The sequence below is a fragment of the Achromobacter sp. EG18 genome (assembly GCF_059759395.1).
In genome coordinates this window covers 1,068,094-1,092,597 of sequence record NZ_CM186213.1, presented here as the reverse complement: position 1 = coordinate 1,092,597, position 24,504 = coordinate 1,068,094, and the positions used below count along the sequence as shown (strand labels likewise).

Sequence of the window (24,504 nt, the reverse complement as noted above, 5' to 3'; positions counted from 1 at the left end):
AAGGAGCAGAAAAAGCATGGAATCGAAGGTCAGTCGCCGCTTGCAGCAAGCCACCGCCCAGGAAGTCTGCGACCACATCTACCTGCCGCGCCTGAACCGCGAGTTCAGCAGCGGTTTCGACTATCTTTCCGACATCAACCAGGCGCACTTGCTCATGCTGGCGCGCGCTGGCCTGATGCCTCGGGCATCGGCGATCGGCCTGGCGCAGGCGCTGCAGCAAATGGAACGGGACGGACCCGCGGCGGTGCCGCTGGACCCGCAGCGTGAAGACGCCTACTTCAACTACGAAGCGCACTTGATGCGCCTTGCGGGCGCGGACGCGGGAGGCCGCCTGCACGTGGCGCGCAGCCGCAATGACATCCTCGCCACCCACGACCGGTTGCGGGCGCGCGATGCCGGCCTGGACGTGCTTGATGCGCTGAACAACGTTCGCGAAGTGGCGATATCGCGCGCGCAGCAATACGCCGATGTGGTCATGCCGGGCTACACGCATCTGCAATCGGCGCAACCGATCACCTACGGCCATTACCTGATCGCGGCCGCGGACGCCATTGCCCGCGATGCCGCCCGCATCGAGCAGGCGCTGGCCCACATCGATGCCTGTCCGCTCGGCGCCGGCGCGCTCGCGGGCACGACCTTCCCCATCCGGCGCGAGGACACCGCGCGGCTGCTGGGCTTTGGCCATTGCGTGGCCAATTCGCTGGACGCCGTGGCGTCGCGGGACTTCGCCTGGGAACTGATGTCGGCCATGACCATCGCGTCCTTGACCTGGGGAAGAATCGCCCAGGACTTCTATGTATGGGCCACCCCCGAGTTCGGGCTGATCCACTTCCCCGATCGCGTCGCGGGCACGTCGAGCATCATGCCGCAGAAGAAGAACCCCGTGGTGGTGGAGTATCTGAAAGGCAAGACCAGCCACCTGATCGCGCTGTTCACCGCCTCCATGACGGCGGTGAAGGGCACCCACTTCACGCATAGCGGCGATGGCAACAGGGAAAGCATGCGCAGCTTCTGGGAAAGCGCCGACGAGTGCATCCGCTGCCTGGCGCTGTTCCGCCTGGTGCTGGATGCCGCGGAACCTGTCGAGCACACCATGCTGCGCAAGGCCAGAACCGATTTCTCGACCGCGACCGACCTGGCCGACGCCCTGGTGCGCGAGTCGGGCCTGTCGTTCCGCGAGGCCCATCATGCGGTGGGCGCGGTGGTGCGCCAGGCCCTCGATGCCGACCTGGCGGCTGACGAGATCACGGCGGCAATGGTCAACGCCGCCGCTTCGCAACAGACCGGGCGCGACATCCGCCTGGACGCGGCATCGGTGCGGCGATGCCTGGATCCACTGGCCAGCGTGCAAGCCCGTTCGGCCCATGGCGGGCCCGCGCCGGTCCTGTCGAGCCAGCGTATTGCCGAACTGCGTGGCGCGCTGGAGGCGGCCAGGACGCAGGCGGCGGCGCGGCGCGCGTCCGTCGCCGCCGCGCGCGCCACGCTCAAGCAAGAGCTCGCGGCACTGGCTTCGGCGCCGCCGCGCTAAGGCGCATCCCGACGCTTCCATTCCTGCCACACAACGATACAAGGGGTTCCCTCATGAAGCTTGCCATCACGCTTGCCGCCGCCTCGGCGCTGGCATTTTCTTCCGTCGCCGCCGCGGATGCCTACCCGACCAAGCCGATCCGCCTGGTCATCCCGTTCGCCGTGGGCGGCAGCACCGACAATCTCGGCCGGGTACTGGCGGCCCGCTTGTCGGAAAAGCTCGGCCAGCAAGTCGTGGCGGACAATCGGCCCGGCGCTGGCGGCAATATCGGCACGGACCTCGTCGCCAAGGCGCCCGCCGATGGGTACACGCTGCTGTTCGCCACCGAAGGCACCTTGGGCATCAACCCTTCCCTATACAAGCGGCTGCCGTTCGACCCGGACAAGGACTTCACCCCCATCGCGCTGTTCGCCAGCGTACCCAACATCCTGGTCGTCAATCCCAAGGTCCAGGCCAACAGCGTGGCGGAACTGGTCGCCTATGCCAAGGGCAAGCCCGCAAGCCTGAACATGGGCTCGGCCGGCAACGGCACGACCAACCATCTTTCGGGTGAACTGTTCCAGGCGATGACCGGCGCGTCCTTCACGCATGTTCCCTACAAGGGCAGCGGGCCCGCGATGGCCGACCTGCTGGCCAACCAGATCCAGTTGATGTTCGACAACCTGCCGGGTTCCCTGCCGCAGGTGAAGGCGGGCGGCCTGCGCGCCCTGGCCGTAACCAGCGCCAGGCGCTCGCCCTTGCTGCCGGACGTGCCGACCATGGCCGAGGCCGGCGTGCCGGGTTATGACGTCGAGGTGTGGTTCGGCGTCGTGGCGCCCAAGAACCTGCCCGCGCAAACGCTGGCGATCCTGTCCAGGGCGATCACCGACATCTCGCGGGAGCCGGCCACGACCGCGAAGATCCTGAGCATTGGCGCGACGCCCCTGGCGTCCACGCCATCCGAGTTCGGCCAGCAAATTCGCAGCGCCCGCGAAAAATGGGCCCCGATCGTGGCTCAGTCGGGCGCGACCATCGATTGATGGCCGCGTGCGCACGCGCCTGGCGGTTCAGGCGTCGTCCGCCGCGCCCAGCAGCGCCAGGTAGCGCGGCAGGTCCACATTGCCGCCGGTTACCACCACGCCGACCCGCTTGCCTCGCAGCGGCAGGCCGCCATGGCGCGCGGCCGCAAGGCCCAGGCAAGCGGTGGGCTCGACCACCAGCTTCATGGCCTGCGCGAACATGCGCATGGCCTCGATCAGCGCGCGGTCCGGCACGGCCACGATGCCGGCCGCGCCGTCGCGGATCAACGCAAAGGTGAGCGCGCCCAGGTGCTGGGCGCGGGCGCCGTCGGCAATGGTTTCCGGCGGCGCGATGTGGACCACGGCGCCGCGCCGCAGCGACTGGCGGCCGTGATCGCCGGCCTCCGGCTCGCTGCCATAGACCTGGCACTGGGGCGCGAGCCGCCCGGCGGCGAGGATCGCGCCTGCCAGCAGGCCGCCACCGCCCTGCGGCAACAACAGCGCGTCCAGCGGGCCCGTCTCCTCGAGCAATTCAAGCGTGGCCGTGCCTTGTCCGGCAATGACGTCCGCGTGGTCATAAGGAGGAACCAGGGTCAGCCCGTCGCTTTCCGACAGCCGCCGCGCAATGGCTTCCCGATCGTCGGCGTGGCGGTCGTACAGGACGATGCGGGCGCCGCAGGCCCGGGTTGCCTCCATTTTGGAGGCAGCCGCATCGCGCGGCATCACCACGGTGACCGGGATGTCGAGCATCCGCCCCGCCAGCGCAATGCCCTGGGCGTGGTTGCCGCCCGAAAACGCGACGGCGCCGCGGCGGCGCTGGCCGGCGTCCAAGCGCGCCAGCGCATTGAACGCGCCACGGAACTTGAAGGCACCGGTACGCTGCAGGTTCTCGCACTTGAAGTGCAATTCGGCGCCGACCCATGCATCCATCGCTGCCGAGCGCAGCACCGGCGTGCGCACGGCGTGGCCGGCCAGGCGGTCGGCGGCAGCGACCACGTCCTCGAAATCGGGCAGCAAGGGGGGACTCATGAAGGTGGCGGACGGCGGCGCAATGGAAAACGGACGGACCGGACAGCATAGCAAGCGCGGCGCGGGGCGTGAACGACATTCTTTTCATATCGGCATGGCGTGCCATGGCCGGCGCCCGCGCCTCGCGCGCAACTCTATGTTTATGAAAATTCGGTAGTTTCCCCGAGCGGAAAGACATCCCACAATCTGCGGCTTTTCTGATTGCAGGAAGCCATCCATGAAATCCCTGACGACCAAACTCCTGTTCGGCCTGGCGGCCGCGACCCTCGCGGCAACCGCCAGCGCCGACACCACGGCCGCGCCCGCGGAAGTGCGCTTCGCCTGGGCCGGCGCGCCGCGCGTATGGGTATTGGGCAAGGCGGACAAATCGTTCGACCAGGCGCTCGGCGTGCCCGTGAAATGGGTGCAGTTCAATACCGGCGCGGACGTGCTCGCGCTGTTCGCCAGCAAGCAGATCGACATTGCCCGCTTCGGCTCCAATCCGGCGGTGTCCGGGTATGCGCAGGGCCTGCCGATCGAACTCATCTCGGTGCCCGAAATCATCACCACGGCCGAACAACTGGTGGTGCGGGCGGACATCAGGGACGTCAAGGGAATCGAAGGCAGGACCATCGCCTACCCGCCCAATTCGACCGCCCAGTACGCGCTGGAAGCCCTGCTCGACCGCGGCCACGCCGACCGCGCCAAGGTCAAGCTCGTGCCGCTCAAGCCGGCGGAGATCGTGGCGGCCTGGAAGCGCGGCGACATCGACGGCGCCTACGCCTGGGATCCGGCCAAGGCGCAGTTGGTCGCGGACGGCGCCCACGTGGTGTTTTCCACCGGCGACCTGCGCAAGGACGGCGTGCTCATCTACAACAATTTCGTCGTCAGCAAGGATTTCGCCGCCAAGTACCCGCAACTGGTCGCCGCGTTCCTGAAGAACTACCAGAAAAAGGTCGAGGAATACCGGCAGGACCCCGAGCGGGCCGCCGCCACCATCGCCGCCACGCTCGACCAGCCCCTGGATTCGGTGCGCACCGCGCTGCGCGGGATGGAGTATCCGACCATCGCGGAGCTGCTCTCCGCCGAATACCTGGGCGCGAGCGCCAACGGCGCGCCCTCCGGCATTGCCCGCGCCCAGGCCGAGACCGCCGCGTTCCTGGTCAAGGCCGGGCAGCTGCAGTCGACCCGCGTGCCGGCCAGTTTCGTGCCGTTCAACAATGCGTCATTCCTGCGGCAGGCGGGGAACTGAGCGGCATGAAGCAGGCATATCGTTACGCGATCAGCGCGGCCTCGGTGGCCCTCGCGCTGATCGCATGGCAGTTGTCGGCCCGATTCGGGTGGACGGACCCGCTGCTGCTGCCTCCCCCGTCCGAGGTCCTGCGCACCGCCGTGGACGTCGCCATGCACGGCTATCAGCAGACCTCCTTGTGGGAACACACGGCCACCAGCGTGGCCCGCGCGGGCGTCGCATTCGCGGCCGCCATCGGGATCGGCGTGCCGCTGGGCCTGCTGATGGGCATGTCGCCGGCCCTCTCGGCGGTGCTTGATCCTTTCGTGCAGTTCCTGCGGCCGCTGCCCAAGATCGCGCTGATTCCGCTTACGGTGGTCTGGTTCGGGATCGGCGAAGGTTCCAAGTTCTTCCTGATCTTCATCGCCAGCTTCCTCAGCATCCTGGTTGGCGCCGCCGCCGCGGTCGGCGGCGTCAGCGCCGCGCGCCTGCGCGCGGCCCAGGTGCTGGGCGCGAGCCGCGCGCAGGTGTTCCGCCACGTCGTGCTGCCGCATACCCTGCCGGAACTGTTCACCAGCGTGCGGCTGTCGCTGGGCATCGGCTGGACCGCGCTGATTGCGGCGGAACTGGTCGCCGCCAATACCGGCCTGGGCTGGATGGTCCTGAATGCCGGCAACTACCTGCGCACCGACGTCGTCATCCTGGGAATCGTGCTGCTGGGCCTGATCGGCTATCTGCTGGACGTCCTGCTGCTGGCGGCGCAGAAGCGCTTCGCCCCCTGGACGGGAAAAGACGCATGAGCATCCCGCAGAACGTGATCGAATTGCGCGGCGCGGGCAAGGACTTCGGACTGTCCGGCAGGCGCGGCGAGGCGCGCACACGGGCCCTGGAAGACGTATCGCTGGCGATTCCGCAAGGCCAGTTCGTCTGCCTGCTGGGGCCTTCGGGTTGCGGCAAGTCGACCATCCTGAACCTGGTCGCCGGCTTCGAGCCGCCCACCCGCGGGGCGGTGCTGGCGCATGGACGCGAAGTGCGCGGCCCCAGCCCCGGGCGAGGCGTGGTGTTCCAGAAGCCGGCCCTGTTCCCCTGGCTGTCGGTGTTGGACAACATTACCTTCGGCCCACGCATGGCGGGCGCGAGTCCGCAAGACTACCTGCCAGAGGCGCGCGAGTACCTGCGCCGGGTGGGCTTGAAGGGATTCGAGCGTCATGCGCCCTGGCAGTTGTCCGGGGGCATGCAGCAGCGGGCGGCGCTGGCGCGGGCCTGGATCCTGAATCCGGGCATCCTGCTGATGGACGAACCCTTCGGCGCGCTCGATGCGCAGACCCGCATGATGATGCAGGAACTGCTGGGCGACATCTGGGCCGCGACCCGCCCCACCGTGCTGTTCGTGACGCACGACGTCGACGAAGCCTTGTTCCTGGCCGACCGGATCCTGGTCATGTCGGCCCGGCCCGGGCGCATCGTCGAGGACCTGGCGGTGCCCGCCGGACGCCCGCGCGACATCGAGGCGCTGGCGCTCGACCGGCAGGTCGGCGAGATGCGCCGGCACATCCTGCACCGGGTCCGCGAAGAAGCGCGCCAGACGATCGAAACGCCGTTCTGACGCGGCGGCCGCCGGTCCCCCATGGTCGGGCCGCGGTGGCGGTAAAGTTGGGGATTGCCCGCTCCGCCGCCGTCCATGCCACCTGCCTCGCCGCTTTCCGCCCTGCTGCACACCGTGGCGCGGCGCTATCGCATCCCCCGCCCGCGGGCCGCCGCCCTGGCGACCGACTGCGGGCCGGGCGCCGCGCTGGCGCGGGCGATCGAGCAGTTGCAGGCGGCGCGGGCCGCGGGCCAACCGCCAGACCCCGCCTTGCGCGAGGCCTTCATCGCCGCGCTCGCGAGCCTGGTGCGCGCGGCCCTGCGGCCGGAAGATGGCGATCCCGCATTCCAGGCGATGGTGCTGGAACACCGCTATTCCCAGGTGCGCGAATTTCTGGCCCTGCGCCGCCAGGAGGCCTGCGACCGACGCCAGCTGCGCACGGCGGTCGACGCCCTGGCACACCCGCGCAAGCCATCGCGCGTGGCCACGGATGCGGCGCGCGCCCTGCTGGCCGACCTGCATGCCGCCGCCACGGCGGCGGCATGGCCGCGCATGACCCGCATCGCGCTGGCGCTTGAAGCCTTGCCCGAGGTCAAGCACGCCGGAGGCCTGGCGCCCGCGCTGCGGGCGCTGCTTCAGTCCCCTGCCCTGGCCCGCCTGGAGCGCATCGATGCGCTGAGCCAGGATCCCCGCGTGCGGCAGTACACATCGATCCGCGAAAAGCAAGGCCCTCGCGCCGGCAGTGACGAGGCCAGCGCCCAGGGCCAGCTCGCCCGGCAACGGGGTGTCGCGGTGGAAGTGCTGGCGACGCGCGCGCTGGAAGCCGTGGCCAGATATCTCGACCAGACGCGGGCGCAGGCAGACCCGGACGGGCCGGGGAACGCCGCGGCCCCCCGCTATCGTGTCGTGACGTCGCTGCGGGTGCCGGCCGAACTCGCCGCCGACGCCGACCGGGCCAAAACGGAGTGGGATGCGGTCCTGTTGCGCCGCGCCGAAGGACCCGCTTCTTGCCCGCCGCTGTGGGACATCTGCCTGGTGGTCGAGGCCAAGGCTTCCGTCGAGGCGGCCACGACCGACCTGCCTCGCCTGCTGCGCGGCCTGCGCCTGCTCGCCCGCGCCCAATCCGGCGCGGTCTATGCGTTTGCCACGCAGCAGGGCCGGGTGCAGGTGCGCGGCGCCTCGTTGGCGACGCTGCCCACGCGGGAGGCGGCGCTGGCCGACGCGGTGCTGTACTGCTGCGACGCGCCGGCCGACGGCCCGTTCGCGCCGCTCAACGCCGCCAGCCGCATGCAACTCCTGTCGGCGCCGGCCAGCCTGGCCTACGCAACCGCCCTGGCCGAGGGCGGACCGCTCGATGCGGACATGCTGGAGCCACTCTGGCTCGACCTGCAACGCGCGGCGCGCTGGCAACCCCTGTTGGGGCTGGCAGCCATGCGCGAACGGGCACGGTCGCTGATGGTGCATCCGGATGATCTGCTGGCGGCGGTGGTCCCCGCTCCGGCCTGATGACGCCGTCGCTCGGCAAGACACAAGGCGCCCGCCGGCTGCGCGTCACCGCCCGGCTTGCCGCGGCGGCACGCCGGCATAGAGCTCCAGCGCCGTGCGCAGCCGCTGCCTGAGCCGGTCCGCAATCGCCGCCGCCATCAACCCGCCGATCAGGGCTGCGTCCTTCAACGCCCAGTGCATGGGGAATTCGGCCAGGGGTTGGGGGGACTGCCAGAACGGATGGAACACGAAAAGGGTCGCCAGCAGCAACGCCGCCAACGCCGCCGCGCCGAGCCACAACCGCTGCCCCAGCATGATCAGTACGGCGCCGCAGACCTGGACGGCGATCGTGACGATATGGAGCAGCCGCCCCGGTCCGGACGCGCCAGCGCCCGCGAGCGACTGGCCGCCCTGGGCGTCAAAGACCCCGGCCAGGCCGGAACAAAGAAACACCAGCCCCAGCAGAATGCGAGCGCAGATCCACAGCCAATGACCATCCAAGACCTGCCCGATGCGTTGATGCATGCACGAAACTCCAGAAGACAACAGGGATCCCCGTTCCCATGGTGCGGATGGGCAAAGGGGCACAAAGCCCGAAGCGATCCCGGGCTTGCCGAACAAAGGGTTCGGCACTGTAAAACCTGAAGTTAGGTTGAGGTCAACAAAAAAAGCCGCTGGGCGCGGCTTTGGTTCCGGAATGCGTCATCGACCCGCGCCGGAAGGCGGATGCCGCATGCCGCGAGGCGGCCGCGCGAGGCGCCGCAGCCAGGGCGCGGCGTGGAAGACGCTCATCAAGGCATACATCCACGCCATGCCATCGAACGGCCAGGCGCCGACGCCGCACTGCGCCGCCATGGCGCCGGCCTCGCGCATGGCCGCCAGCAACGCCATCAGTGCGAAGACCGGCGTGGCGGCCAGGGCGAGCCGGTCCGCGAAGGCGCCGGCGATCCCCGCCGCCCGGCTGCCGCCATGCAGGCCGGCGCCGCTATCCGTGCCGTGCCCACCGCCGTTCATGTGCCAGCGCTCCCGGCCGGCCCGGGGCCGCCATACTCATCGCGCCGGCGCAGCCACAACCCGTCCTCGTTGCGGCCCTTGGGCGCGCGGTCGAGCCAGGCGTACATGCCCCAGATGGCATCGGTGCCGCGCGAATAGGTGGAATAGGTGTGGTGGATCTCTCCGTCCTGCAGCGCGAACGCGCTCATGCCCTCGCGTTCCCGCATATAGGTGGGCAGATCGGTGCCGGTGGTGCCCGCCCAGGTCACGAACTCCGCCGGGGGCTGCGCGGCAGTGGCCAGTTGCATGACCGGGTCGTCGCGGCGGAAGTTGTACTCCACGCCCGCCTGCTGCTGGGCCGGGGTGAACGAGGCGTTGAAATCGAAATTGAAGTCGCTCCCGGCGGACGAGGCCCAGGGAAACGTCCAGCCCATCCTGTGCTTGTAGGCCTGCAGCTTCTCCAGCGGGGCCCGCGACACGGCCCACAGCATGACGTCGTGGTGGGCCAGGTGCGTGACGATGCCGTTGAAACCGTCGGCGATCGACGAACACGAGGGGCAACCGGCCTTGTAGTCGGGTCCGAACATGAAGTGATACACGAGCAACTGCGACCGCCCCTGGAACAGGTCGGCGAGCGTCGCGGCGCCGCTGTCCGTATCGAAACGGTACGACTTGTCCAGGCGCACCCATGGCAGCGCCTGCCGCTGCCGCGCCACCTCGTCGCTGGCGCGCGTCAGGCGCTTTTCGGCGTCCAGCAGCGCCAGCCGCGCCGCCAGCCATTCCTGGCGCGTCCCTATCCTGTGTGAAGTCATCGTCCTCTCCTTGGTTTCCGTCTGCGCATGCTGTCGGCGGCATGCCCGCGCCTTCTGACTGACATGGTGCCGCGGGAGCCCGCCAGGCGGGGAGTAACAATGCTGGCGCGATTGCCGCCGGCGGCGCGGGCGGATCGGGCACAATTGCGGTTCAGCCATTCGGCCGTGAAGCCGCGCCCTCGCATGCCCCCCCTCCAGCCGCCCTCGCCGCTCCCGCTGCCCGCCGCGCCGTCTCCGGCGGCCGCGCCCCTGGATCCGTCCGGCCTCGACCCGGCCACGGAGGCCGCGGTCCGCGCCTTGTTGCGCGAGGGCAGTTCGGCCAATACCGAATCGGCCTACCGGGCCGCCATGCGTTATTGGGCGGCCTGGTTCGCCTTGCGCTTCGGCCAGCCCCTGGCGTTGCCGGTGGCGGCGCCCGCCGTGGTGCGGTTCGTGGTCGATCACCTGCAAGTCCAGGGAACCGACGGATTGCGGCACGGCCTGCCGGACGACATCGACCGGCGCCTGGTGGCGCAAGGCGTCAAGGCGCGTCCGGGACCGCTTTCACTGAATACGGTGCTGCACCGCATCGCGGTGCTGTCGAAAGCGCACGCCCTGCAGGATCTGGTCAACCCCTGCCGCGACGAACAGGTGGCCACGCTGTTGGCGCGCGCCCGGCGCGCCTACGCCCGGCGCGGCGCCCTGCCCGTGCGCAAGCCGGCCCTGACCAAGGCGCCGCTGCAGGCGCTGCTGGACACCTGCGACGATTCGCTCGAGGGCTTGCGGGACCGTGCATTGCTGCTCTTTGCCTGGGCCAGCGGCGGCCGGCGCCGATCCGAAGTGGTGCGCGCCACCACCGCCAATACGCTGCGCACGCCGCAGGGCTACCTGTACGCGCTGGCGCATTCCAAGACCAATCAGGGCGGCGCCGCCCGCGCCGACAACATCAAGCCCATCGTTGGCGCCGCCGCGCTCGCGCTGGATGCCTGGCTGGCCGCGGCCCGCATCACCGAGGGGCCGCTGTTTCGCCGGGTGCGGCGCGGAGGCGTGATCGGCGAGCCGCTGGCGGCCGCGGCGGTCCGTGACATCGTGGTCAAGCGCAGCCGGCTGGCGGGACTGGACGAGCCCTTTTCGGCGCACAGCCTGAGGTCGGGATTCGTCACCGAGGCCGGGCGCCAGAACGTGCCGCTGGCGGAAACCATGGCCATGACGGGCCACGCCAGCGTGGCGACGGTGATGGGCTACCACCGCGCCGGCGCCGCGACGCAGTCGCGCGCGGCGCGCCTGCTCGACGCCGAGGACGGGCGCGCCCCGCCGCCCCGGCCCGCCGACGCCTGAGCCGCCCGGCGCGCACTTGAATACAATTGCGGCTGCCGACGCCCGGGGGGGCGCTGCGCGTGCCCGAGGTCCAAGCCTGCTGTGTCTTCCATGCGAATCAATCTCCGCGGGCTGGTGCTCGCGCTCACGGTGTTCAGCGCCATCGCCGCCACCGCCAACGCCCTGTATGCGAGTTACCGCCTGCAGCGTGAGCAACTCATCGCCAACACCCTGGAATCGAACCGGGTCTACGCCGCCAAGCTGGCGGAAAGCGCCGGCGGCTTTCTCAAGGCGGCGCAGCGCCAGCTGGGCTACAGCGCGCGCCATATCGCCGCGCACATGGACTCGCCCGGGCTGCTGGCGGCCGAAGTGCTGCGAGTGCAGGAACAGAGCGAGACCTTCAATTCGGTTGGCGTGGTCGGCGCCGACGGGCTGATCCTGGCGACGACGCAGAACTTCCGCAGTTTCCTTGGCACCCGGGTCGACAGCCCCGGCAGCCGCGCCGCGCTGCAGGCGCGCCACCCGGCCATCAGCAAGCCCTACGTATCGATCGCCGGCAATCTGCTGATCAACCTGTCGTACCCGATCTTCTCGACGGATGGCCGTTATCTGGGCTATGTCGCCGGCACCCTGCACCTGCGCAAGGAAAGCGCGCTGGAGGACCTGCTGGGGCGCCACCATTACACCGACGGCTCCTATCTCTACGTGGTGGACGGCGACGGCCGCCTGATCTATCACACGGACCCGGCGCGGGTCGGCGAGGTGGTGACGGGCAATCCGGTGATCGAGGCGGTGATCGAGGGCCAGGCCGGCGCCAGGCGGGTGACCAATTCGCGCGGCGTGGACATGCTGGCCGGCTACGCGCCGGTGCCGGCCAGCGGCTGGGGCGTGGTGGCGCAGCGGCCCACCGCGGTGACGCTGGAGCCGATCCGCGACCTGCTGTGGGCGCTGCTGGGATACGCCGCGCCGCTGGCGGTGGTGTTCCTGCTGGCCATCTGGTGGTGCGCCCGGCAGATATCCCTGCCGCTGTCGCAACTGGCCACCAATGTCGAGCATCACGACGTGGCGGTGGCGATGCAGCGCGTGAAATCCGTCAGGGCCTGGTATTTCGAGGCCGAACGCCTCAAGCGCGCGGTGATCTGGAGCTTCACCAGCCTGCAGGAGAAGATCGGCAAGCTGAACCTGGCCAGCATCACCGATCCACTGACCGGCCTGCGCAACCGACGCGGCACGCAGGACGCGGTGGACCACCTGCAGGCGGCCGGCACGCCCTTTGCCGTGGTGGCGCTGGACATCGATCACTTCAAGCGCGTCAACGACACGTATGGCCACACGGTGGGCGACAAGGTGATCCAGGACGTGGCGCAACTGATGCGCGATTGCTCGCGTCCCAGCGACATCCTCTGTCGCAACGGCGGCGAGGAATTCCTCATCCTGCTGCCGGGCGTGGCGCCGACCGAGGCGGTGATCGTGGCCGAGCGGCTGCGCCAACGCACCGCCGAACGCGAAATCGACCTGGTCGGCGGCATCACGGTGTCAGCCGGGGTGGCCCAATGGCCGACCAGTGGACCGGAGGTGCTGCAGGCTTTCCACGCCGCCGATGCCGCGCTGTATGCCGCCAAACAGCAGGGCCGCAACCGGGTGGTGCTGCACGGCACGCCCTAGTTCCGGGCGTGGCTGGCGATGGCGGCGCAAAGCAGGCCGCCGATCACCGACACGTGCTCCAGCGCGAAAAACAGGGCCAGCCTGGCCTGCGCCTCCGGCAGGCGCCAGAATGCGTGCACGATCACGATGGTCAGGACCAGAAACACGCTGAGCGCGGCGGCCGCCAGCCACACGGCGCGATCCGCCAGAATCAGCGCCGACCCCGCCAGCATCAGCACGGCCACCGCGATATTGAAGATCCGCGCAGGTTCCAGACCGGCGGCGCGCATTTCGGCCACGCCGCCCTCGAAATCGATCAATTTGGCGGCGCCCGAGGCGATGAACACCACCGCCAGGCAAAGCCGGGCGATGAACCAGAGCCAATTGCTCTGAAGCAGGGAATCGAGGTGCTGCGGGAGCTGCATGGGTGCTTTCCTGGTGGCGGATACGCCCGGCGCGGCGCGCGGGCAAAGGAGCCGCGCGCACCGGACCGGGTTGCCAAATCTGGCGCGAGCGACTATAAGACCTCAACCTAACTTGAGGTCAACACCCATGAGTGGCGACAAGCCGATCGATATCACGCGCGTCATGACAGTGGGCGAAGTCGCCCGGCGCAGCGGCGTGCCGGTGTCCACCATCCACTTCTACGAATCCAAGGGGCTGATCCACAGCTCGCGCAGCGATGGCAACCAGCGACGCTTTCCCGGCATCGTGCTGCGCTACATCGCCATCATCAAGGTCGCGCAACGCACCGGCATTCCGCTGGAGGAAATCCGCGAAGCGATGGCGCGCTTTCCGCAGGACAGCAACAAGCTCACCCCGGCCCAATGGAAGCAGTTGTCCTCGCAATGGCGCGCGAACCTGGACGAGCGCATCCGCAAGCTGACCCGGCTGCGCGATGAGCTGGATACCTGCATCGGCTGCGGCTGCCTGTCGCTCAAGGACTGTCCGCTACGCAATCCCGACGACGTGCTGGGCCGCGAGGGCCCGGGGCCGCGAATACTGGAACGGCCGTGATTGGCGTGGGCGCGCGGCAATGAAACGAATTGATTTCATATCTTTGCGCAACCGCCTGTATTCGATTGACATACTGTTGCGTTGCCGCCAAAGATAATCGCGCATGCCGCCCGCGCCGGGCCTGAGGGCCGCGCAATTACAGTATCCTGCGCGCACTGTCACATCGCATCAGGCCGGCTTACCCGTATGTTGCGCAGTAGATTTTCGATCAAGTCGCTGGAACGCTATTTCCTGATATTGGCGGCCGGCGTGGTGCTGCCGATGTCGGTCCTGACCGGAATCCTGCTGATCCAGAGCCGCACCGCCTATCTTGCCAGCACCGATGCCATGCGGGCGTTCGGCGTGGTGCGCGCGACGGTCGTCGCGATGGAAATGGTGTCGGCCGAGCGCGGCCCCATGAACGCCGCGCTCGGCGCCGATTACCCGGTCGCCCAACCCATGCTGGATACGTTGCAGCAGGCGCGCGATCGCAGCGACACCAGCATCGCCGAGCTGCTGGCCCTGTACCGGGCGCCGCTCAGCCCCAACAGCGCCAGGGAATTCACCAACGTGCAGCGTATCCGCCACGCCTTGCTCAAGGCGCGCGAACAGGCCGATATCGTCATCGCCACGCGACGCGCCGACGTGTCGGGCCTGCGCGTGCAGGCCGTGGTCGACGGCATGGTGGCGCTGGTGCCCGAATTGCAGGCCGCCATGGCCGCCAGCGTCGGCGTGGTGATGCAGAACGAGGCCGATGCGCCCAACCTGCTGACACTGGCCCTGTTGGCCAGCGAACTGCGGGAACAGGCCGGCTTGCTGGGGTCGGCCTTTACGCCGGCGCTGGCCAAGCACCGCCAACTGACCGAAGCGGATGAATATCGGATCGAACGAGTGCTGGGGCGCATCGATCAATTGCGCGACCTGCTGGAGACGCGCATGGCCACGCGGCCGGACCTGCGCGCCTCGCTGGCCTACAACGACATGCGGCATTTCTATTTCGACGAGGGCATGCGCTACCTGGAAGAGGTGCGCGACATGGCCGCGCTGCAACCGGGCGGCGCCAGGCTCACCACCCGCGAACTGGCCGCGGCCTATGTGCCGCTGATGCACGCCATCGGCCAGTTTCGCGACCTGATGCTGGACCAGATGGAACAGAGCATGCGCGCGCACCGCGCCCAGGCGATGCGCCTGCTGCTCATCACGCTGGTGGCGGCCACCGCGCTGGCGGCGGCGCTGATGCTGTCGCTGCGGCAGTTCCGGCGGCGCGTGATCCGTCCGTTCGTGCAGGCGACCCGCATCATCGGCGCGATCGCCGACGGCACGCCAGCCGCCACCATCCCGGTCGGCAAATATCGCGGCGAAGTCAACGGCATGTTCGAGGCGCTGAGCGTGCTCAAGGACAACGCGGCGGCCCGCAGGCAGGCCGAGCTGGAGCGCGACCGGCTGATCGTGGACCTGGCGGTCATGGCCGAGACGGACTTCCTGACCGGCCTGTTGAACCGGCGCGCCTTCGAAAGCCGTCTCGAACAGGCATTGGCGCAATGGCGCGGCACCGATGCGGTGCTGGCCTTCATCCTGTTCGATATCGACGATTTCAAGGGCATCAACGACACCCATGGCCACGCCAGCGGTGACGAGGCCTTGAAGACCGTGGCCGGGCTGTGCCGCCAGACCTGGCGCCAGGCCGACGTGGTGGCGCGGGTGGGCGGCGAGGAATTCGCCGTGCTCTGCCATGTCGGCGCGGCCGATCATGCGGTGCAGGCGGCCGAGCGCATGCGGCGGCGCATCGCGCAGGCGCGGGTCACGGCGCAGGACGGCGCGGTATTCACGCTGACCGCCAGCTTTGGCGTGGCCTACGCATCCTGGCGCAACGCCGAGGCGGCCGACGCCCTTTTCCGCCGCGCCGACGAATTGCTCTATCGCGCCAAGATGGACGGCAAGAACCGGGTCGTGCCGGGCGAAGTCGGCTGACCGGGCGCCACGACGGCGCGGCTGCGCCGCATCATCCGGGGGGGGCCAAAAAAAAGCCGCGTCGGCAAGCGACGCGGCGATGGGAATGCCGGGGGGTCAGGCGGGAACGCGGGCGGCGTTCTTGTCCTGGGCGGCCTCGGTGCTTTCCGGGCGGGATTGGGTTTCAGGATCCGGACGGGTGTCGGGCGCCTTCCAGTTCAGCGGCGGAACTTCGAAGCGCGATTTCTTGCTCATCGGTTGGGACATGTGCGTACTCCTGTGGCGATGTCGGCCTGCCCCGCGCAGGCGCACGACTCGGGTATCCAGCGCGCCCGGGATGCTGGCGGAAATGCGAGGGAGGCATCAGGAACGGGCGCCAGGGCGTGGCCCTGGGGACGTCGGCGCGGATGTGATAACCCGCCGGGGCGGCGGATTGTTTTTCGCATCGATTTTTGAGCGACGATAATGCAATTTTAGTATTAATTGACAGATATTGCAAGCAAATTGATAGCAAGCGAGCGCTCGGACCGCGCGTCAGGGCGGCGGCATGCGGCTTGCTGGCCGGTGGATCCCCCTCACTTTTGGCGGCTGAACCGCCTCCAGGGCCAACCCGGGGCGGCCGGGCCCGCCACCCCTGCGACGAGGATCTCCCATGATCATCGAAGTCTTTCAGCATGCCGACCGCGAATGGGCATTTCGCCGTATCGACCTGATGGGCGTGCAGGAGCACGACGGCCGCTACGCGACCCAGGAAGAAGCGGTGGCGGCCGCGGCCGCAACGTATCCCGGCGTTGCCGCGACGGTCATCACCGGCGAGGCCGGGACGTGATCAGTCGAAATCGCCCGCGCCCAGCGGGATGACGCCCTCGGTGGGAATCGAACGCGCCTGGCTGGCCGCATCGCGCACCGCGTCCGCCCCGTTCTCGAACGCATGCAGCAACTCGGCCGCGCTGCCGTCGCGGGCGCCGAAGCGGCGCCGCAGCACATCGCCCGAGATTTCGAACTGACGGGTGACGCCGTTGACGTCCAGGCTGAAAACGATGGCATCGCCCTGGGCTTTGGCGCCCGTGGATTTGGTGAACTTCATGGCGGGGGCTCCCGTATGGCCGGTGGATCGAACCCGCCATGCCGCGCGGCGGGTGTCCTGTCGGCCAGCAAGCCCTGTTCCAGCGCTTGACGGCGGGAGAACGGTCGTTCTAACATGGCGCAACCTTGAAGAGAACGATCATTCTCCATGCCTTCAGATACCGCCCTTCCTTCCCCGGACACCCGCCAGCGCCTGTTGCAGGCGACCGAAAGACTCGTCTACGCCGGCGGCATCCATGCCACCGGCATGGACCTGATCGTCAGGACTTCGGGCGTGGCGCGCAAGCAGGTGTACCGGCTCTATCCAAACAAGGACGCCCTGGTGGCGGCGGCGCTGCGGGCGCGCGACGAGCGGTGGATGCAATGGTTCATCGCGGCCAGCTCGCGGGCGCAGGCCCCTCGCGCCCGGCTGCTGGCGATGTTCGACGCCTTGCGGGAATGGTTCGGCACCGACGATTTTCGCGGCTGCGCTTTCCTGAACGCGGCCGGAGAGATCGGTGACGAGGCCAGCCCGATCCTGGCGGTGGCGCGCGAGCACAAGGCCCGCCTGCTGGAGTACGTGCGGACGCTGACCCGCGCCGCCGCATTGCCGGACCCCGACGAGGCCGCCGCGCAGTTGCTGGTGCTCATTGATGGCGCGATCGCGGTGGCGCTGGTCACGCGCGATCCCGCCATCGCCGACAGCGCCGGCCGGGCCGCGGCCGCTTTGCTCGGCCAATCCGGCTGACCGTGGCGCCCGCCCCGCTTGCCCTTTCCGTCCCGGTTCGCCGCGACGCCTTTCCGTGCCCCTCCCGTGAGGTATCCCCGATGACATCCCCCGCCGCTTCCCGCCCTCCTCTTCCTCCCTTCACGCACGCCAGCGCGGTGCAGAAGGTCCGCCTGGCCGAAGACGGCTGGAACAGCCGCGACCCCGACAAGGTGGCGCTGGCCTACAGCCTGGACACGCGCTGGCGCAACCGCGCCGAATTCGTCCGCAATCGCGATGAGGCGCGCGCCTTCCTGGCGCGCAAATGGGCCAGGGAGCTTGAGTACCGGCTGATCAAGGAACTATGGGCCTTTGGCGGCAACCGCATCGCGGTGCGCTATGCCTACGAGTGGCGCGACGACTCCGGCAACTGGTTCCGCTCATATGGCAACGAGAACTGGGAATTCGGCGAAGACGGCCTGATGATCCAGCGGCACGCCAGCATCAACGACCTGCCGATCCAGGAAGCCGATCGCAAGTTCCGCTGGCCGCTGGGCCGCCGGCCGGACGACCACCCGGGCCTGTCCGAACTGGGCCTGTAGGCGACGCCCGCGGCGCGGCGTCAGGGCATCGGCACGCGCTTGATGCCTTCGCCGTCGTCGCCGGCCAGCACCGGCAACGGCAGGCGCACTTCGCGCCCGCCATGCTCGACCACCAACCCCTGCGCATCGATGCCCACCAGGCGCGCCGACCGGGTCAACCGGTCGCCGATGGCGTAGGCCTGCGCCGGCCCGCCATTGACCGACAGCACGGCCGCGCCACGGCCTGCGCCGGCCAGCGCGCCGGCCACCCGCACATCCAGCCGCGCCGGGCCGGGCGCCATCCAGGCCGCGACCTCGGCGGCGCCGTCTTCCGTCAGCGCGACGGCCGGCGCCGCGACGACGGGCGCGGACGTGACGGGTTGGCTCAGGCGCCAGCCCCACCAGCCCAGCCCGGCGACCAGGGCCGCCGCGCCCGCCAGGCTGGCCACGTGGGAAGGGGCGACACGCAAGTTCAAGGCCATGGCGGCAAGCTCCTGGTTGGAGGACCCGTGAATTCGGGCAGTCGCGCGGCAGGCCGCCGCGCCGGCGTGTTGAAGGCATCGAACGCATTGAACATATCGACCCGCTCGATGCTACGCGGCCTGTGCGTCAGTTGCGCGACGGCGCTTCAATGCAGCAACAGCACGCGCCGGTAGCGCAGCGGCGTCTGGCCGAGCACGCCGCGCGAGATCACCAGTTCCAGCGCCTGCGCGGGCTGCTCGCCCTGCGCCGGCAACGCCACCCAGCCGCGTCCCGGGGCCCAGGCCCGCACGCTGAAATCCAGCAACTGGTCCAGCACGACGGTGGCCGCATCGGCCGCTGGCGCGGGCAGCGGCGTCAGGGCGGTCGGCGTGCCCGCCGCGCGGATCAGGTTGCCGCCGCGGCGTTCCCACACCACCCGCTGGCGCGCGTCCGGCCGGCCGGGCGCGCCGCGGATGATGTCGATGCGTGGCGCCGGCGTCTTCATCCCGCTCACGCGGATCGCCTCGGGCAGCAACTGCGGCAGCACCGGCTGCGGCTCGGCCTCCTGCGCATCCGATGCCGCCTGCGCCTCGGGCGCGGCCGGCGCCGCGGCCTCGGCCAGGTCCGGGCTGCGGGCGCCGATGTCGCGCTCGAACTGGTCGAAGGCGCGCTGCAGCGCCAGCGCCTCCTCGGTGTGCTGGTCGAGCCTGCGGCTGGTCAGCGCGACGCTGTCGATGGCGCGCCAGGAGATCAGGCTGATGACAGCCATGATCATGATGGCGATGACGACTTCGATCAGGGTGAAGCCGGCCTGGCGCTGCCCGGTCATGGCGGACGGTTCTCCACGATTCCCGACAGCGTCGCCAGGCGCGGCGTCGGGCGCTGGTCCAGGTAGACCTCGACCGTGACCCGCCGCGCGCCCTGGCGGGCGTCGGCATAGCGGCTGTCGCACACCAGGTTCAGCGCGCCCTGCGGGCAGGCCGCCTTGTCGCGGCTGGCGGTCAGGGCGGGCGGCGCCAGTTGCAGTTCCACCAGGCGGTTCTGCGCCGACAGCAGCGCCAGCGCGCGCTCGCGCAGCACGCCATTGTTGGTCGTCAGCATGCCGGTGGTGCGCATGACGGCGGCCAGCGCCACGCTGACGATGGCCAGCGCGATCAGGATTTCCAGCAGCGTGAAACCCGCGGCCCGCGCCAGCGGGCGCGGCGGACGGGACGGCGGCGCGCGACGGATCATGCGAGGCTCCGGCTGCATGGCGGACGGCTCAGTGGACCAGGAAGCGGCCATTGGCATCACGGCGCACTTCGACCTGCCCCGCCGCGCTGGACAGCGTCAGGCGCCACGGCTGCCCGAACCACTCCGGGGTCAGCAGCACCGGCACGGCGGGCGCCACCCGCACCGGTCCCGCCTGCCATTGCCGCGGCCGCAGCGCCGGATCGCGCGGGAAATCGTCGATGCGCGTCGGGTCCAGCACCGGCACCGGCCCGTCCAGCATCCAGGCGCCGCGCACGAAACGGTAGCCGTCGGCGTCGGCCTGCCAGGCGATCGCGCGGCCATCGATGCGCACCTCGCTTTGCGCCGCCGCCAGCCGTTCGACCAGCCGCTGGGCGTCATCGCGCAATTGGCGCGCCGGGTCGGAGCGGATGCTCAGGCCAAGCGCGGCGGTGGCCACGCCCACGATCACCAGCACCACCATCAACTCGATCAGTGTGAAGCCGCGCTGCGTCCGCCGCGAGCGTGCCGGGCGCGCCGGCGCGGCGCTCGAAGGCCGGGCGACGGCGCGACCGTTCATGCCTGCAACCGGGCCGCCTGGCTTTCGACATGCTGGCGGGCATCGCGCAGATGGCGCCTGACAATGCGGCCGGACACCCCGTAGCGCGCCGCTGCCTCGCTTTGCAGCATGCCCTCGATGCGCACGCCGATGTAGATCTCGCGCTGTTGCCGCGGCAAGGCCTCGATCAGGCGCATCAGTCCGCGCATCGACGAGCGCGCCTGCGCGATGCGCAGCGGGCCGGGCGCCGTGTCCTCGACGTCTTCGAGCACGACGTCGGTGGCGCTGAACGGCCGTTCGGCGCGCAGCCGGTCGATGGCGATGTTGCACGCCATGCGGAACACGTAGGCGCCGGGATTGGCGATGGCCGGCGCCGGCGGCGCCGCGCCGTCGGCCAACCGCAGCCAGGCGTCGTGCAGGCTGTCGGCGGCCAGGTCGGCGCATCCCAGGTGGCCGCGCAGCGCCTGCATCAGCCGCGCATAGTTGGCCGCGACGAATTCGCCCAGGCAGGCCGGCCGCGGACGCGCCGCCAGGGCGCCGCCGGCGCAGTATTCGTCGCGGCGCCGCTGCGCCTGGGGCGCCGGTTCAAGGCATAAGGACATGGCGGTTCTCCGTGGCGGCCCTGTCCCCGGGCGCAAGCGGGCGCCGTCCGGTGCCGGCCGGACGCTGGGCGGCCCGCTTGCGCATTGCCCAGTTGGCGGGCGCCAGCAGGCCATCGTCGAGCGCCTGGCGCAGCAGCGCGGCGACGCCGGCATGCGCGGCGATCGCCTCCAGTTCCTGATCGAAGCTGGGCGCGCATTCGCAGCCATTGCCTTCGGACAGGCCGGCGAACCAGCGGAACAGCAGGTTGTAGGCGATCTGTTCATGGAAATACGGTTTGCTGCCGGCCGGATACAGCAGCTGCAGGATATGCGTGCGGCACAGGATGGCGGCGTCCAACGTCAGCCCGCACTCGGCGCTGGCCGCGCGCAGCAGGTCGGCATGCGCCCGCAGCGTGTCGTCGACGTGCTCGCGCAAGGCCACCAGAGGATGGCGCGGCGGCACATAGCGGGTCAGCTGGATCTGGCCGATCCAGGTTTCGTGCGACACCACCCAGACCCACGGGGATCCGTAGCGGGACACCGATACGGGTTGCTGCCTGGCGCAATCGAGCACCTTGGACAACTTGCGATCCAGTTCGAGCATGCCTACGTTGACGGTCGCCGACACAACGCTCTCCCAGGGCCGGATGGGCCCATGTCCGGTTGGCCGCGCTGCGTGTGGCGCGGCCTGTACCCCTAAGACGACACGGCGCGGCGGAACCCGCCAGGTTTTTTAATCAGGACGGATGGCGCGTTCACGCCAGGCTCGCAGCAGCGTCCGGTTCAGGGCGATGCCGGTGGCCTGCTCGATGGGGGCGACCGGCGCGCCCGCCAGCGCCCGCCCCAGGATGTCGACAATATCGGCGCTGGCCAGCGCCCGTTCGAGCGCGTGGCCGAAATCCTGCGGGCTCCAGATCTCCTGGTCCAGCGACAGCCCGACGAACCAGCGGAACAGCAGGTTGCACGAGACCTGCTCGTGCAAGCCCGCCTCGGTGTCGATGCCATAGAGCAACTGGATCACCAGCGCCCGCAACAGCGGCGGCGCCTCGATGCGCAGCATGGCGCGGATCGCGGCCGCGTGCAGCCGCGGCTGGCTCGCCGCCAGCGCGCGATCGACGTGGTCGCGCAACGCGGCCAGCGGATGGCCGGCCGGATTGAACTCGACCCGGCGCGTATTGCGCGACCAGACCTCGTGCGACACGATCCACACCCACGGCGAGCCGTAACGGTGCACCGACACGGGATGCTCCCATGCCGAATCCACCACCGCCGACAGATTCTCCTTCAGTTCCCGGATACCGATATTCGGTTTACGCGACACGACTGCTCCCCATCGCGCGGACGCGGCATGCGCCCTCGATGGCGGATATGCGCGGCCTGCCTTCTTAGGACGACATGGGCGGGCCAAACCCGCCACCGCGCGCGCCAAGCCCGGCAAAGGCGTCGTCGCGGCGCCTCAGGCCAGCACCACCACGTTGCCCGGCAGGTGCGTGGCGCTCAGGCCGAACGCCTTCTCGATCTGCACCAGCACCTTGTCGGTGTCGCGGATCTCGAAGCGGCCGCTCAGCGCGCTGGCGCCGCGGGCGCCGTCCAGCAGCACCACGCGGCCGCGGCGGTAGCGGTTGATCTCGGCCACCACCTCGGCCAGCGGCGTGTTCCGGAACACCAGCGAGCCCTGGCGCCAGGCCGAGGTCTCGGCCGGATCGATCTGCTGCACCGCGCCCAGGCCCCGCCGGTCATAGAACAGCCGTTGGTTCGGTCCCAGCACCGTAGCGCCATTGCCCAGGGCTACGCGCACCGAGCCGGACAGGCAGGTGACGCAGACCGTGCCGTCCAGGTTGCGCAACTCGAAGCGCGCGCCGCGGGCCTCGGCGCTGCCGCGCCCGGCCACGACGGTCAACGCGGCGGACGAGGACTGGCCGTCGAAGGCGGCTTCGCCGGCGATCAGCTCGACCCGCAAGGCGCCCGGCTGCTCCGAGCGCAAGGCAATGCTGGTCTGGGTGTTCATGTCCACCTGCACCCGTTCGCCCAAGCCGAACTGGCGCCGGTCGCCGGTGTCGGTGCGATAGTCGGCCAGCCATTCGTCCCACGCCGGCCACAGCCGCAAGGGCGGCGCCACCACCGCCGCCACGGCCGCGGCGGCGGTGCCCGCCAGCGCCGTGCCGAGGAAGGCGCGTCGGCCCCAGCCCTGGGCGGGGCCACGGGCGGGTTGGCGGGCGCGCTGCCGTTGCAGCGCCAGGCCGGCCGGCGCCATCAGGCTCCAAAGCTGGTGCTGCGCGGCAAAAGCCTGGGCGTGCCGTTCGCTGGCCGCGCACCATTGCCTGAGCGCATCGGCTTCGCGCAGCGTGGCCTGCCCGGACGCGATCAGGCGGATCCAGGCGCGGGCCTCGCGTTCGATATCCGCCTGTCTGCGATCGGCGGGCTGGCTTGCGGTCTTCATTGCTCACTCTCTCGATGCCGCCGCGCCGCCACTGCGGGCGTTGGCGCGCGGTTTTTCCCCTTGACATCCATAGGACGACTCTCGCAGCCGGAACCCGCCTCATGGTGACAATAATTTACGTGTTCGCCGCGCACAGTACTCATGGGCGTTGCGCAGTTCGCGTTCGACGGTGCGCAACGACACGCCCAGCCGTTCGGCGATGTCGTTCTGCGGCAGCCCCTCGACCCGTACCGCCAGCAGGATGTCGCGCTGGCGCGCCGGCAGCTCGCCCATCGCGCGGGTCAGCGCATCGAGTTCGGCGCGCCCCTCGGCGATACGCTCGGGCCCGGGTGCCGGGTCGGCGATGTGCAGCAGCACCTCGGCCTCGGCGACGGTCAGGCGCCGGTTTTCCACGCGCTGCTGGTCGACCGCCACATTGACCGCCATGCGCATCAGATAGGGACCCGGGCTGTCGACCGGGCCGAGTTCCTCCTTGCCTTCGAGGCGAAGCCAGGTATCCTGCAATGCGTCGCTGGCCAGGTCCGGGCAACCCAGGCGCCGCGTCAGGCGGGCCTTCAGATCGTCGTAGCGTTGCAGCATGAAATCGCGCAGGACCGACAGGCTGGAGGGCATCATGGATCGCGGGGCAAGGATCGACGGCGCGCGTCAGTACGCCGGGCAGCCCCGGTCGTGTTCCGGCGACTGCGGCATGACCAGCATCACGAACGGCTGCAGCAGGTCCGGTGGCGGCGCCTTGTCGAACACGGCCTGGTCCAGCGCCAGCACGATCTCGTCGTCCTTGGCGCGGTCGCCGGTCGAACCGAGCACGCGCGCCCGCTCCACCCGGCCCATCGGCGAAACTTCGAAACTGATGGCCGCGCGGTAGTCCCCGGCACGGGTGGCGGGGTTGCGGCACAGCGCCTCGCGCACGCCGGCCTGGACCACGCCGTAGTAGCTGCGGTAGAAGGCGCCGCGGCTGCCGTCGGCGCGGCGCGTGGCGGACGTCGCGCGGTCCTTGCGGGCGGCGTGTCGCAGGATGAATGCGTTGGCGGCCGTGTATTCGGCCGCCAGTCCCGAACCTTCGATCAGCATGCGCAAAGCCGCCTCCGGCGTATAGATTCCCTTGACCGCGGCCGAACGCCGCCCCACCGCCAACGCGGCGCGATACACCACCGAACTGCCGGTGACATTGCTGTATTGCTCGAGCGCCGATTGCAGCGGTTGCGCCGGCAGGTCGAACTCGAAGACCCGCAACAACGGTTCCTGGGCCATGGCCGGGCGCCAGCACAAGGCCGCGCAGACCCCCCACAGGATCCACCAGCCCAACCAATGGCGCCCCTGGCCGCGCGCCGGCCGCTTGCCCGCCCTGATTGGCTCCAGATGCATGCCCTGCCCT

30 protein-coding genes are annotated in these 24,504 nt (G+C 69.8%); 13 read left to right on the top strand and 17 right to left on the bottom strand.

Going from position 1 to position 24,504, the window contains the following annotated elements; genetic code table 11:
* The first annotated feature begins 16 nt into the window (after window positions 1–16).
* A complete protein-coding gene (argH, locus tag AC6CR5_RS05210) occupies window positions 17–1,528 on the top strand; it encodes an argininosuccinate lyase (protein ID WP_026384993.1) in 1,512 nt (503 codons plus the stop codon).
* Between the two features lie 53 nt (window positions 1,529–1,581).
* Window positions 1,582–2,547 carry a tripartite tricarboxylate transporter substrate binding protein gene (locus AC6CR5_RS05205; protein WP_054444853.1) on the top strand — a complete coding sequence of 322 codons (966 nt, stop codon included), beginning with the start codon at window positions 1,582–1,584 and terminating at the stop codon, window positions 2,545–2,547.
* 27 nt (window positions 2,548–2,574) lie between these two features.
* Here AC6CR5_RS05205 and AC6CR5_RS05200 read toward each other — a convergent pair whose 3' ends face one another.
* Window positions 2,575–3,555: a threo-3-hydroxy-L-aspartate ammonia-lyase gene (locus AC6CR5_RS05200; protein WP_026384991.1), complete on the bottom strand. Its 981-nt coding sequence runs from the start codon at window positions 3,553–3,555 to the stop codon at window positions 2,575–2,577.
* 217 nt (window positions 3,556–3,772) lie between these two features.
* Between AC6CR5_RS05200 and AC6CR5_RS05195 the strand changes: the two genes are divergently transcribed.
* From AC6CR5_RS05195 to AC6CR5_RS05180, 4 genes are all read left to right on the top strand, one after another.
* Complete coding sequence (locus AC6CR5_RS05195) at window positions 3,773–4,786, top strand: ABC transporter substrate-binding protein (protein WP_241117876.1); 1,014 nt, start codon at window positions 3,773–3,775, stop codon at window positions 4,784–4,786.
* Between the two features lie 5 nt (window positions 4,787–4,791).
* Window positions 4,792–5,565 carry an ABC transporter permease gene (locus AC6CR5_RS05190; RefSeq protein WP_026384989.1) on the top strand — a complete coding sequence of 258 codons (774 nt, stop codon included), beginning with the start codon at window positions 4,792–4,794 and terminating at the stop codon, window positions 5,563–5,565.
* Window positions 5,562–6,371, top strand: coding sequence for an ABC transporter ATP-binding protein (locus AC6CR5_RS05185; protein WP_006385073.1), 810 nt, complete (start codon window positions 5,562–5,564; stop codon window positions 6,369–6,371). Before AC6CR5_RS05190 ends, AC6CR5_RS05185 begins: the two co-directional genes overlap by 4 nt.
* A gap of 75 nt (window positions 6,372–6,446) precedes the next feature.
* Window positions 6,447–7,856 carry a serine/threonine-protein kinase gene (locus AC6CR5_RS05180; protein WP_070668694.1) on the top strand — a complete coding sequence of 470 codons (1,410 nt, stop codon included), beginning with the start codon at window positions 6,447–6,449 and terminating at the stop codon, window positions 7,854–7,856.
* 45 nt (window positions 7,857–7,901) lie between these two features.
* On the opposite strand, the gene AC6CR5_RS05175 is transcribed toward AC6CR5_RS05180, so the two are convergent.
* The 3 genes from AC6CR5_RS05175 to AC6CR5_RS05165 form a co-directional block, all read right to left on the bottom strand.
* Entirely contained in the window at window positions 7,902–8,360 is a 459-nt protein-coding gene (locus AC6CR5_RS05175) for a DoxX family membrane protein (protein ID WP_026384987.1), read from the bottom strand.
* A gap of 177 nt (window positions 8,361–8,537) precedes the next feature.
* Window positions 8,538–8,849, bottom strand: a complete 312-nt coding sequence (locus tag AC6CR5_RS05170; protein ID WP_051429236.1) for a hypothetical protein — start codon at window positions 8,847–8,849, stop codon at window positions 8,538–8,540.
* Window positions 8,846–9,640 carry a DUF899 domain-containing protein gene (locus tag AC6CR5_RS05165; protein ID WP_006384458.1) on the bottom strand — a complete coding sequence of 265 codons (795 nt, stop codon included), beginning with the start codon at window positions 9,638–9,640 and terminating at the stop codon, window positions 8,846–8,848. Before AC6CR5_RS05165 ends, AC6CR5_RS05170 begins: the two co-directional genes overlap by 4 nt.
* A 297-nt stretch (window positions 9,641–9,937) precedes the next feature.
* Between AC6CR5_RS05165 and AC6CR5_RS05160 the strand changes: the two genes are divergently transcribed.
* Together AC6CR5_RS05160 and AC6CR5_RS05155 are read left to right on the top strand one after the other, a co-directional pair.
* Complete coding sequence (locus tag AC6CR5_RS05160) at window positions 9,938–10,957, top strand: site-specific integrase (protein ID WP_394817544.1); 1,020 nt, start codon at window positions 9,938–9,940, stop codon at window positions 10,955–10,957.
* 90 nt (window positions 10,958–11,047) lie between these two features.
* A complete protein-coding gene (locus AC6CR5_RS05155) occupies window positions 11,048–12,601 on the top strand; it encodes a sensor domain-containing diguanylate cyclase (protein WP_026384984.1) in 1,554 nt (517 codons plus the stop codon).
* On the opposite strand, the gene AC6CR5_RS05150 is transcribed toward AC6CR5_RS05155, so the two are convergent.
* Window positions 12,598–13,005 carry a DoxX family protein gene (locus AC6CR5_RS05150; protein WP_026384983.1) on the bottom strand — a complete coding sequence of 136 codons (408 nt, stop codon included), beginning with the start codon at window positions 13,003–13,005 and terminating at the stop codon, window positions 12,598–12,600. The two genes, AC6CR5_RS05155 and AC6CR5_RS05150, sit on opposite strands and share 4 nt — an antisense overlap.
* A gap of 127 nt (window positions 13,006–13,132) precedes the next feature.
* On the opposite strand from AC6CR5_RS05150, the gene soxR reads away from it, so the two are divergent.
* Together soxR and AC6CR5_RS05140 are read left to right on the top strand one after the other, a co-directional pair.
* Window positions 13,133–13,597, top strand: coding sequence for a redox-sensitive transcriptional activator SoxR (gene soxR, locus AC6CR5_RS05145; RefSeq protein ID WP_006384454.1), 465 nt, complete (start codon window positions 13,133–13,135; stop codon window positions 13,595–13,597).
* Between the two features lie 186 nt (window positions 13,598–13,783).
* Window positions 13,784–15,547 (top strand): GGDEF domain-containing protein, encoded by a 1,764-nt coding sequence (locus AC6CR5_RS05140; protein ID WP_047990756.1) that lies wholly within the window; start codon window positions 13,784–13,786, stop codon window positions 15,545–15,547.
* 96 nt (window positions 15,548–15,643) lie between these two features.
* On the opposite strand, the gene AC6CR5_RS05135 is transcribed toward AC6CR5_RS05140, so the two are convergent.
* Window positions 15,644–15,793 carry a hypothetical protein gene (locus AC6CR5_RS05135; RefSeq protein WP_162838310.1) on the bottom strand — a complete coding sequence of 50 codons (150 nt, stop codon included), beginning with the start codon at window positions 15,791–15,793 and terminating at the stop codon, window positions 15,644–15,646.
* 385 nt (window positions 15,794–16,178) lie between these two features.
* Here AC6CR5_RS05135 and AC6CR5_RS05130 point away from each other — a divergent pair, with 385 nt between their 5' ends.
* On the top strand, window positions 16,179–16,355 hold the full coding sequence (locus AC6CR5_RS05130) for a hypothetical protein (protein ID WP_006384452.1): 177 nt from the start codon (window positions 16,179–16,181) through the stop codon (window positions 16,353–16,355).
* On the opposite strand, the gene AC6CR5_RS05125 is transcribed toward AC6CR5_RS05130, so the two are convergent.
* A complete protein-coding gene (locus AC6CR5_RS05125; RefSeq protein ID WP_026384981.1) occupies window positions 16,356–16,613 on the bottom strand; it encodes a DUF1488 family protein in 258 nt (85 codons plus the stop codon).
* 147 nt (window positions 16,614–16,760) lie between these two features.
* Here AC6CR5_RS05125 and AC6CR5_RS05120 point away from each other — a divergent pair, with 147 nt between their 5' ends.
* Together AC6CR5_RS05120 and AC6CR5_RS05115 are read left to right on the top strand one after the other, a co-directional pair.
* Window positions 16,761–17,339 carry a TetR/AcrR family transcriptional regulator gene (locus AC6CR5_RS05120; protein WP_054444857.1) on the top strand — a complete coding sequence of 193 codons (579 nt, stop codon included), beginning with the start codon at window positions 16,761–16,763 and terminating at the stop codon, window positions 17,337–17,339.
* A gap of 80 nt (window positions 17,340–17,419) precedes the next feature.
* Complete coding sequence (locus AC6CR5_RS05115) at window positions 17,420–17,899, top strand: nuclear transport factor 2 family protein (protein WP_006384449.1); 480 nt, start codon at window positions 17,420–17,422, stop codon at window positions 17,897–17,899.
* Window positions 17,900–17,919: 20 nt separating this feature from the next.
* Here the strand turns inward: AC6CR5_RS05115 and AC6CR5_RS05110 are convergent, their stop codons facing one another.
* The 10 genes from AC6CR5_RS05110 to AC6CR5_RS05065 form a co-directional block, all read right to left on the bottom strand.
* Window positions 17,920–18,360: a type II secretion system protein N gene (locus AC6CR5_RS05110; protein WP_201011640.1), complete on the bottom strand. Its 441-nt coding sequence runs from the start codon at window positions 18,358–18,360 to the stop codon at window positions 17,920–17,922.
* A 146-nt stretch (window positions 18,361–18,506) separates the two neighbouring features.
* A complete protein-coding gene (locus AC6CR5_RS05105) occupies window positions 18,507–19,169 on the bottom strand; it encodes a PulJ/GspJ family protein (protein ID WP_026384979.1) in 663 nt (220 codons plus the stop codon).
* A complete protein-coding gene (gspI, locus tag AC6CR5_RS05100) occupies window positions 19,166–19,573 on the bottom strand; it encodes a type II secretion system minor pseudopilin GspI (protein WP_006384581.1) in 408 nt (135 codons plus the stop codon). Before gspI ends, AC6CR5_RS05105 begins: the two co-directional genes overlap by 4 nt.
* A 28-nt stretch (window positions 19,574–19,601) precedes the next feature.
* The gene (gene gspH, locus AC6CR5_RS05095; RefSeq protein ID WP_006384582.1) at window positions 19,602–20,129 is read right to left on the bottom strand and encodes a type II secretion system minor pseudopilin GspH; all 528 of its coding nucleotides are present in this window, start codon (window positions 20,127–20,129) and stop codon (window positions 19,602–19,604) included.
* Window positions 20,126–20,710: an RNA polymerase sigma factor gene (locus AC6CR5_RS05090; protein WP_051429235.1), complete on the bottom strand. Its 585-nt coding sequence runs from the start codon at window positions 20,708–20,710 to the stop codon at window positions 20,126–20,128. The genes gspH and AC6CR5_RS05090 overlap by 4 nt, the downstream gene beginning before the upstream one ends.
* On the bottom strand, window positions 20,694–21,317 hold the full coding sequence (locus tag AC6CR5_RS05085; protein ID WP_051429234.1) for a transposase: 624 nt from the start codon (window positions 21,315–21,317) through the stop codon (window positions 20,694–20,696). Before AC6CR5_RS05085 ends, AC6CR5_RS05090 begins: the two co-directional genes overlap by 17 nt.
* Before the next feature lie 105 nt (window positions 21,318–21,422).
* Window positions 21,423–22,010: a transposase gene (locus tag AC6CR5_RS05080; RefSeq protein ID WP_006384558.1), complete on the bottom strand. Its 588-nt coding sequence runs from the start codon at window positions 22,008–22,010 to the stop codon at window positions 21,423–21,425.
* Window positions 22,011–22,145: 135 nt separating this feature from the next.
* Window positions 22,146–23,129, bottom strand: a complete 984-nt coding sequence (locus AC6CR5_RS05075) for a FecR family protein (protein ID WP_054444860.1) — start codon at window positions 23,127–23,129, stop codon at window positions 22,146–22,148.
* A 99-nt stretch (window positions 23,130–23,228) separates the two neighbouring features.
* Complete coding sequence (locus AC6CR5_RS05070) at window positions 23,229–23,744, bottom strand: RNA polymerase sigma factor (RefSeq protein ID WP_006384896.1); 516 nt, start codon at window positions 23,742–23,744, stop codon at window positions 23,229–23,231.
* 30 nt (window positions 23,745–23,774) lie between these two features.
* Window positions 23,775–24,494 (bottom strand): TonB family protein, encoded by a 720-nt coding sequence (locus AC6CR5_RS05065; protein WP_052719197.1) that lies wholly within the window; start codon window positions 24,492–24,494, stop codon window positions 23,775–23,777.
* Between the last annotated feature and the right edge of the window lie 10 nt (window positions 24,495–24,504).

Coding starts and splice junctions, on each gene's coding strand:
- argH (WP_026384993.1), top strand. CDS start 17: ATGGAATCGAAGGTCAGTCGCCGCTTGCAGCAAGCCACCGCCCAGGAA.
- AC6CR5_RS05205 (WP_054444853.1), top strand. CDS start 1,582: ATGAAGCTTGCCATCACGCTTGCCGCCGCCTCGGCGCTGGCATTTTCT.
- AC6CR5_RS05200 (WP_026384991.1), bottom strand. CDS start 3,555: ATGAGTCCCCCCTTGCTGCCCGATTTCGAGGACGTGGTCGCTGCCGCC.
- AC6CR5_RS05195 (WP_241117876.1), top strand. CDS start 3,773: ATGAAATCCCTGACGACCAAACTCCTGTTCGGCCTGGCGGCCGCGACC.
- AC6CR5_RS05190 (WP_026384989.1), top strand. CDS start 4,792: ATGAAGCAGGCATATCGTTACGCGATCAGCGCGGCCTCGGTGGCCCTC.
- AC6CR5_RS05185 (WP_006385073.1), top strand. CDS start 5,562: ATGAGCATCCCGCAGAACGTGATCGAATTGCGCGGCGCGGGCAAGGAC.
- AC6CR5_RS05180 (WP_070668694.1), top strand. CDS start 6,447: ATGCCACCTGCCTCGCCGCTTTCCGCCCTGCTGCACACCGTGGCGCGG.
- AC6CR5_RS05175 (WP_026384987.1), bottom strand. CDS start 8,360: ATGCATCAACGCATCGGGCAGGTCTTGGATGGTCATTGGCTGTGGATC.
- AC6CR5_RS05170 (WP_051429236.1), bottom strand. CDS start 8,849: ATGAACGGCGGTGGGCACGGCACGGATAGCGGCGCCGGCCTGCATGGC.
- AC6CR5_RS05165 (WP_006384458.1), bottom strand. CDS start 9,640: ATGACTTCACACAGGATAGGGACGCGCCAGGAATGGCTGGCGGCGCGG.
- AC6CR5_RS05155 (WP_026384984.1), top strand. CDS start 11,048: ATGCGAATCAATCTCCGCGGGCTGGTGCTCGCGCTCACGGTGTTCAGC.
- AC6CR5_RS05150 (WP_026384983.1), bottom strand. CDS start 13,005: ATGCAGCTCCCGCAGCACCTCGATTCCCTGCTTCAGAGCAATTGGCTC.
- soxR (WP_006384454.1), top strand. CDS start 13,133: ATGAGTGGCGACAAGCCGATCGATATCACGCGCGTCATGACAGTGGGC.
- AC6CR5_RS05140 (WP_047990756.1), top strand. CDS start 13,784: ATGTTGCGCAGTAGATTTTCGATCAAGTCGCTGGAACGCTATTTCCTG.
- AC6CR5_RS05135 (WP_162838310.1), bottom strand. CDS start 15,793: ATGTCCCAACCGATGAGCAAGAAATCGCGCTTCGAAGTTCCGCCGCTG.
- AC6CR5_RS05130 (WP_006384452.1), top strand. CDS start 16,179: ATGATCATCGAAGTCTTTCAGCATGCCGACCGCGAATGGGCATTTCGC.
- AC6CR5_RS05125 (WP_026384981.1), bottom strand. CDS start 16,613: ATGAAGTTCACCAAATCCACGGGCGCCAAAGCCCAGGGCGATGCCATC.
- AC6CR5_RS05120 (WP_054444857.1), top strand. CDS start 16,761: ATGCCTTCAGATACCGCCCTTCCTTCCCCGGACACCCGCCAGCGCCTG.
- AC6CR5_RS05115 (WP_006384449.1), top strand. CDS start 17,420: ATGACATCCCCCGCCGCTTCCCGCCCTCCTCTTCCTCCCTTCACGCAC.
- AC6CR5_RS05110 (WP_201011640.1), bottom strand. CDS start 18,360: ATGGCCTTGAACTTGCGTGTCGCCCCTTCCCACGTGGCCAGCCTGGCG.
- AC6CR5_RS05105 (WP_026384979.1), bottom strand. CDS start 19,169: ATGACCGGGCAGCGCCAGGCCGGCTTCACCCTGATCGAAGTCGTCATC.
- gspI (WP_006384581.1), bottom strand. CDS start 19,573: ATGATCCGTCGCGCGCCGCCGTCCCGTCCGCCGCGCCCGCTGGCGCGG.
- gspH (WP_006384582.1), bottom strand. CDS start 20,129: ATGAACGGTCGCGCCGTCGCCCGGCCTTCGAGCGCCGCGCCGGCGCGC.
- AC6CR5_RS05090 (WP_051429235.1), bottom strand. CDS start 20,710: ATGTCCTTATGCCTTGAACCGGCGCCCCAGGCGCAGCGGCGCCGCGAC.
- AC6CR5_RS05075 (WP_054444860.1), bottom strand. CDS start 23,129: ATGAAGACCGCAAGCCAGCCCGCCGATCGCAGACAGGCGGATATCGAA.
- AC6CR5_RS05070 (WP_006384896.1), bottom strand. CDS start 23,744: ATGATGCCCTCCAGCCTGTCGGTCCTGCGCGATTTCATGCTGCAACGC.
- AC6CR5_RS05065 (WP_052719197.1), bottom strand. CDS start 24,494: ATGCATCTGGAGCCAATCAGGGCGGGCAAGCGGCCGGCGCGCGGCCAG.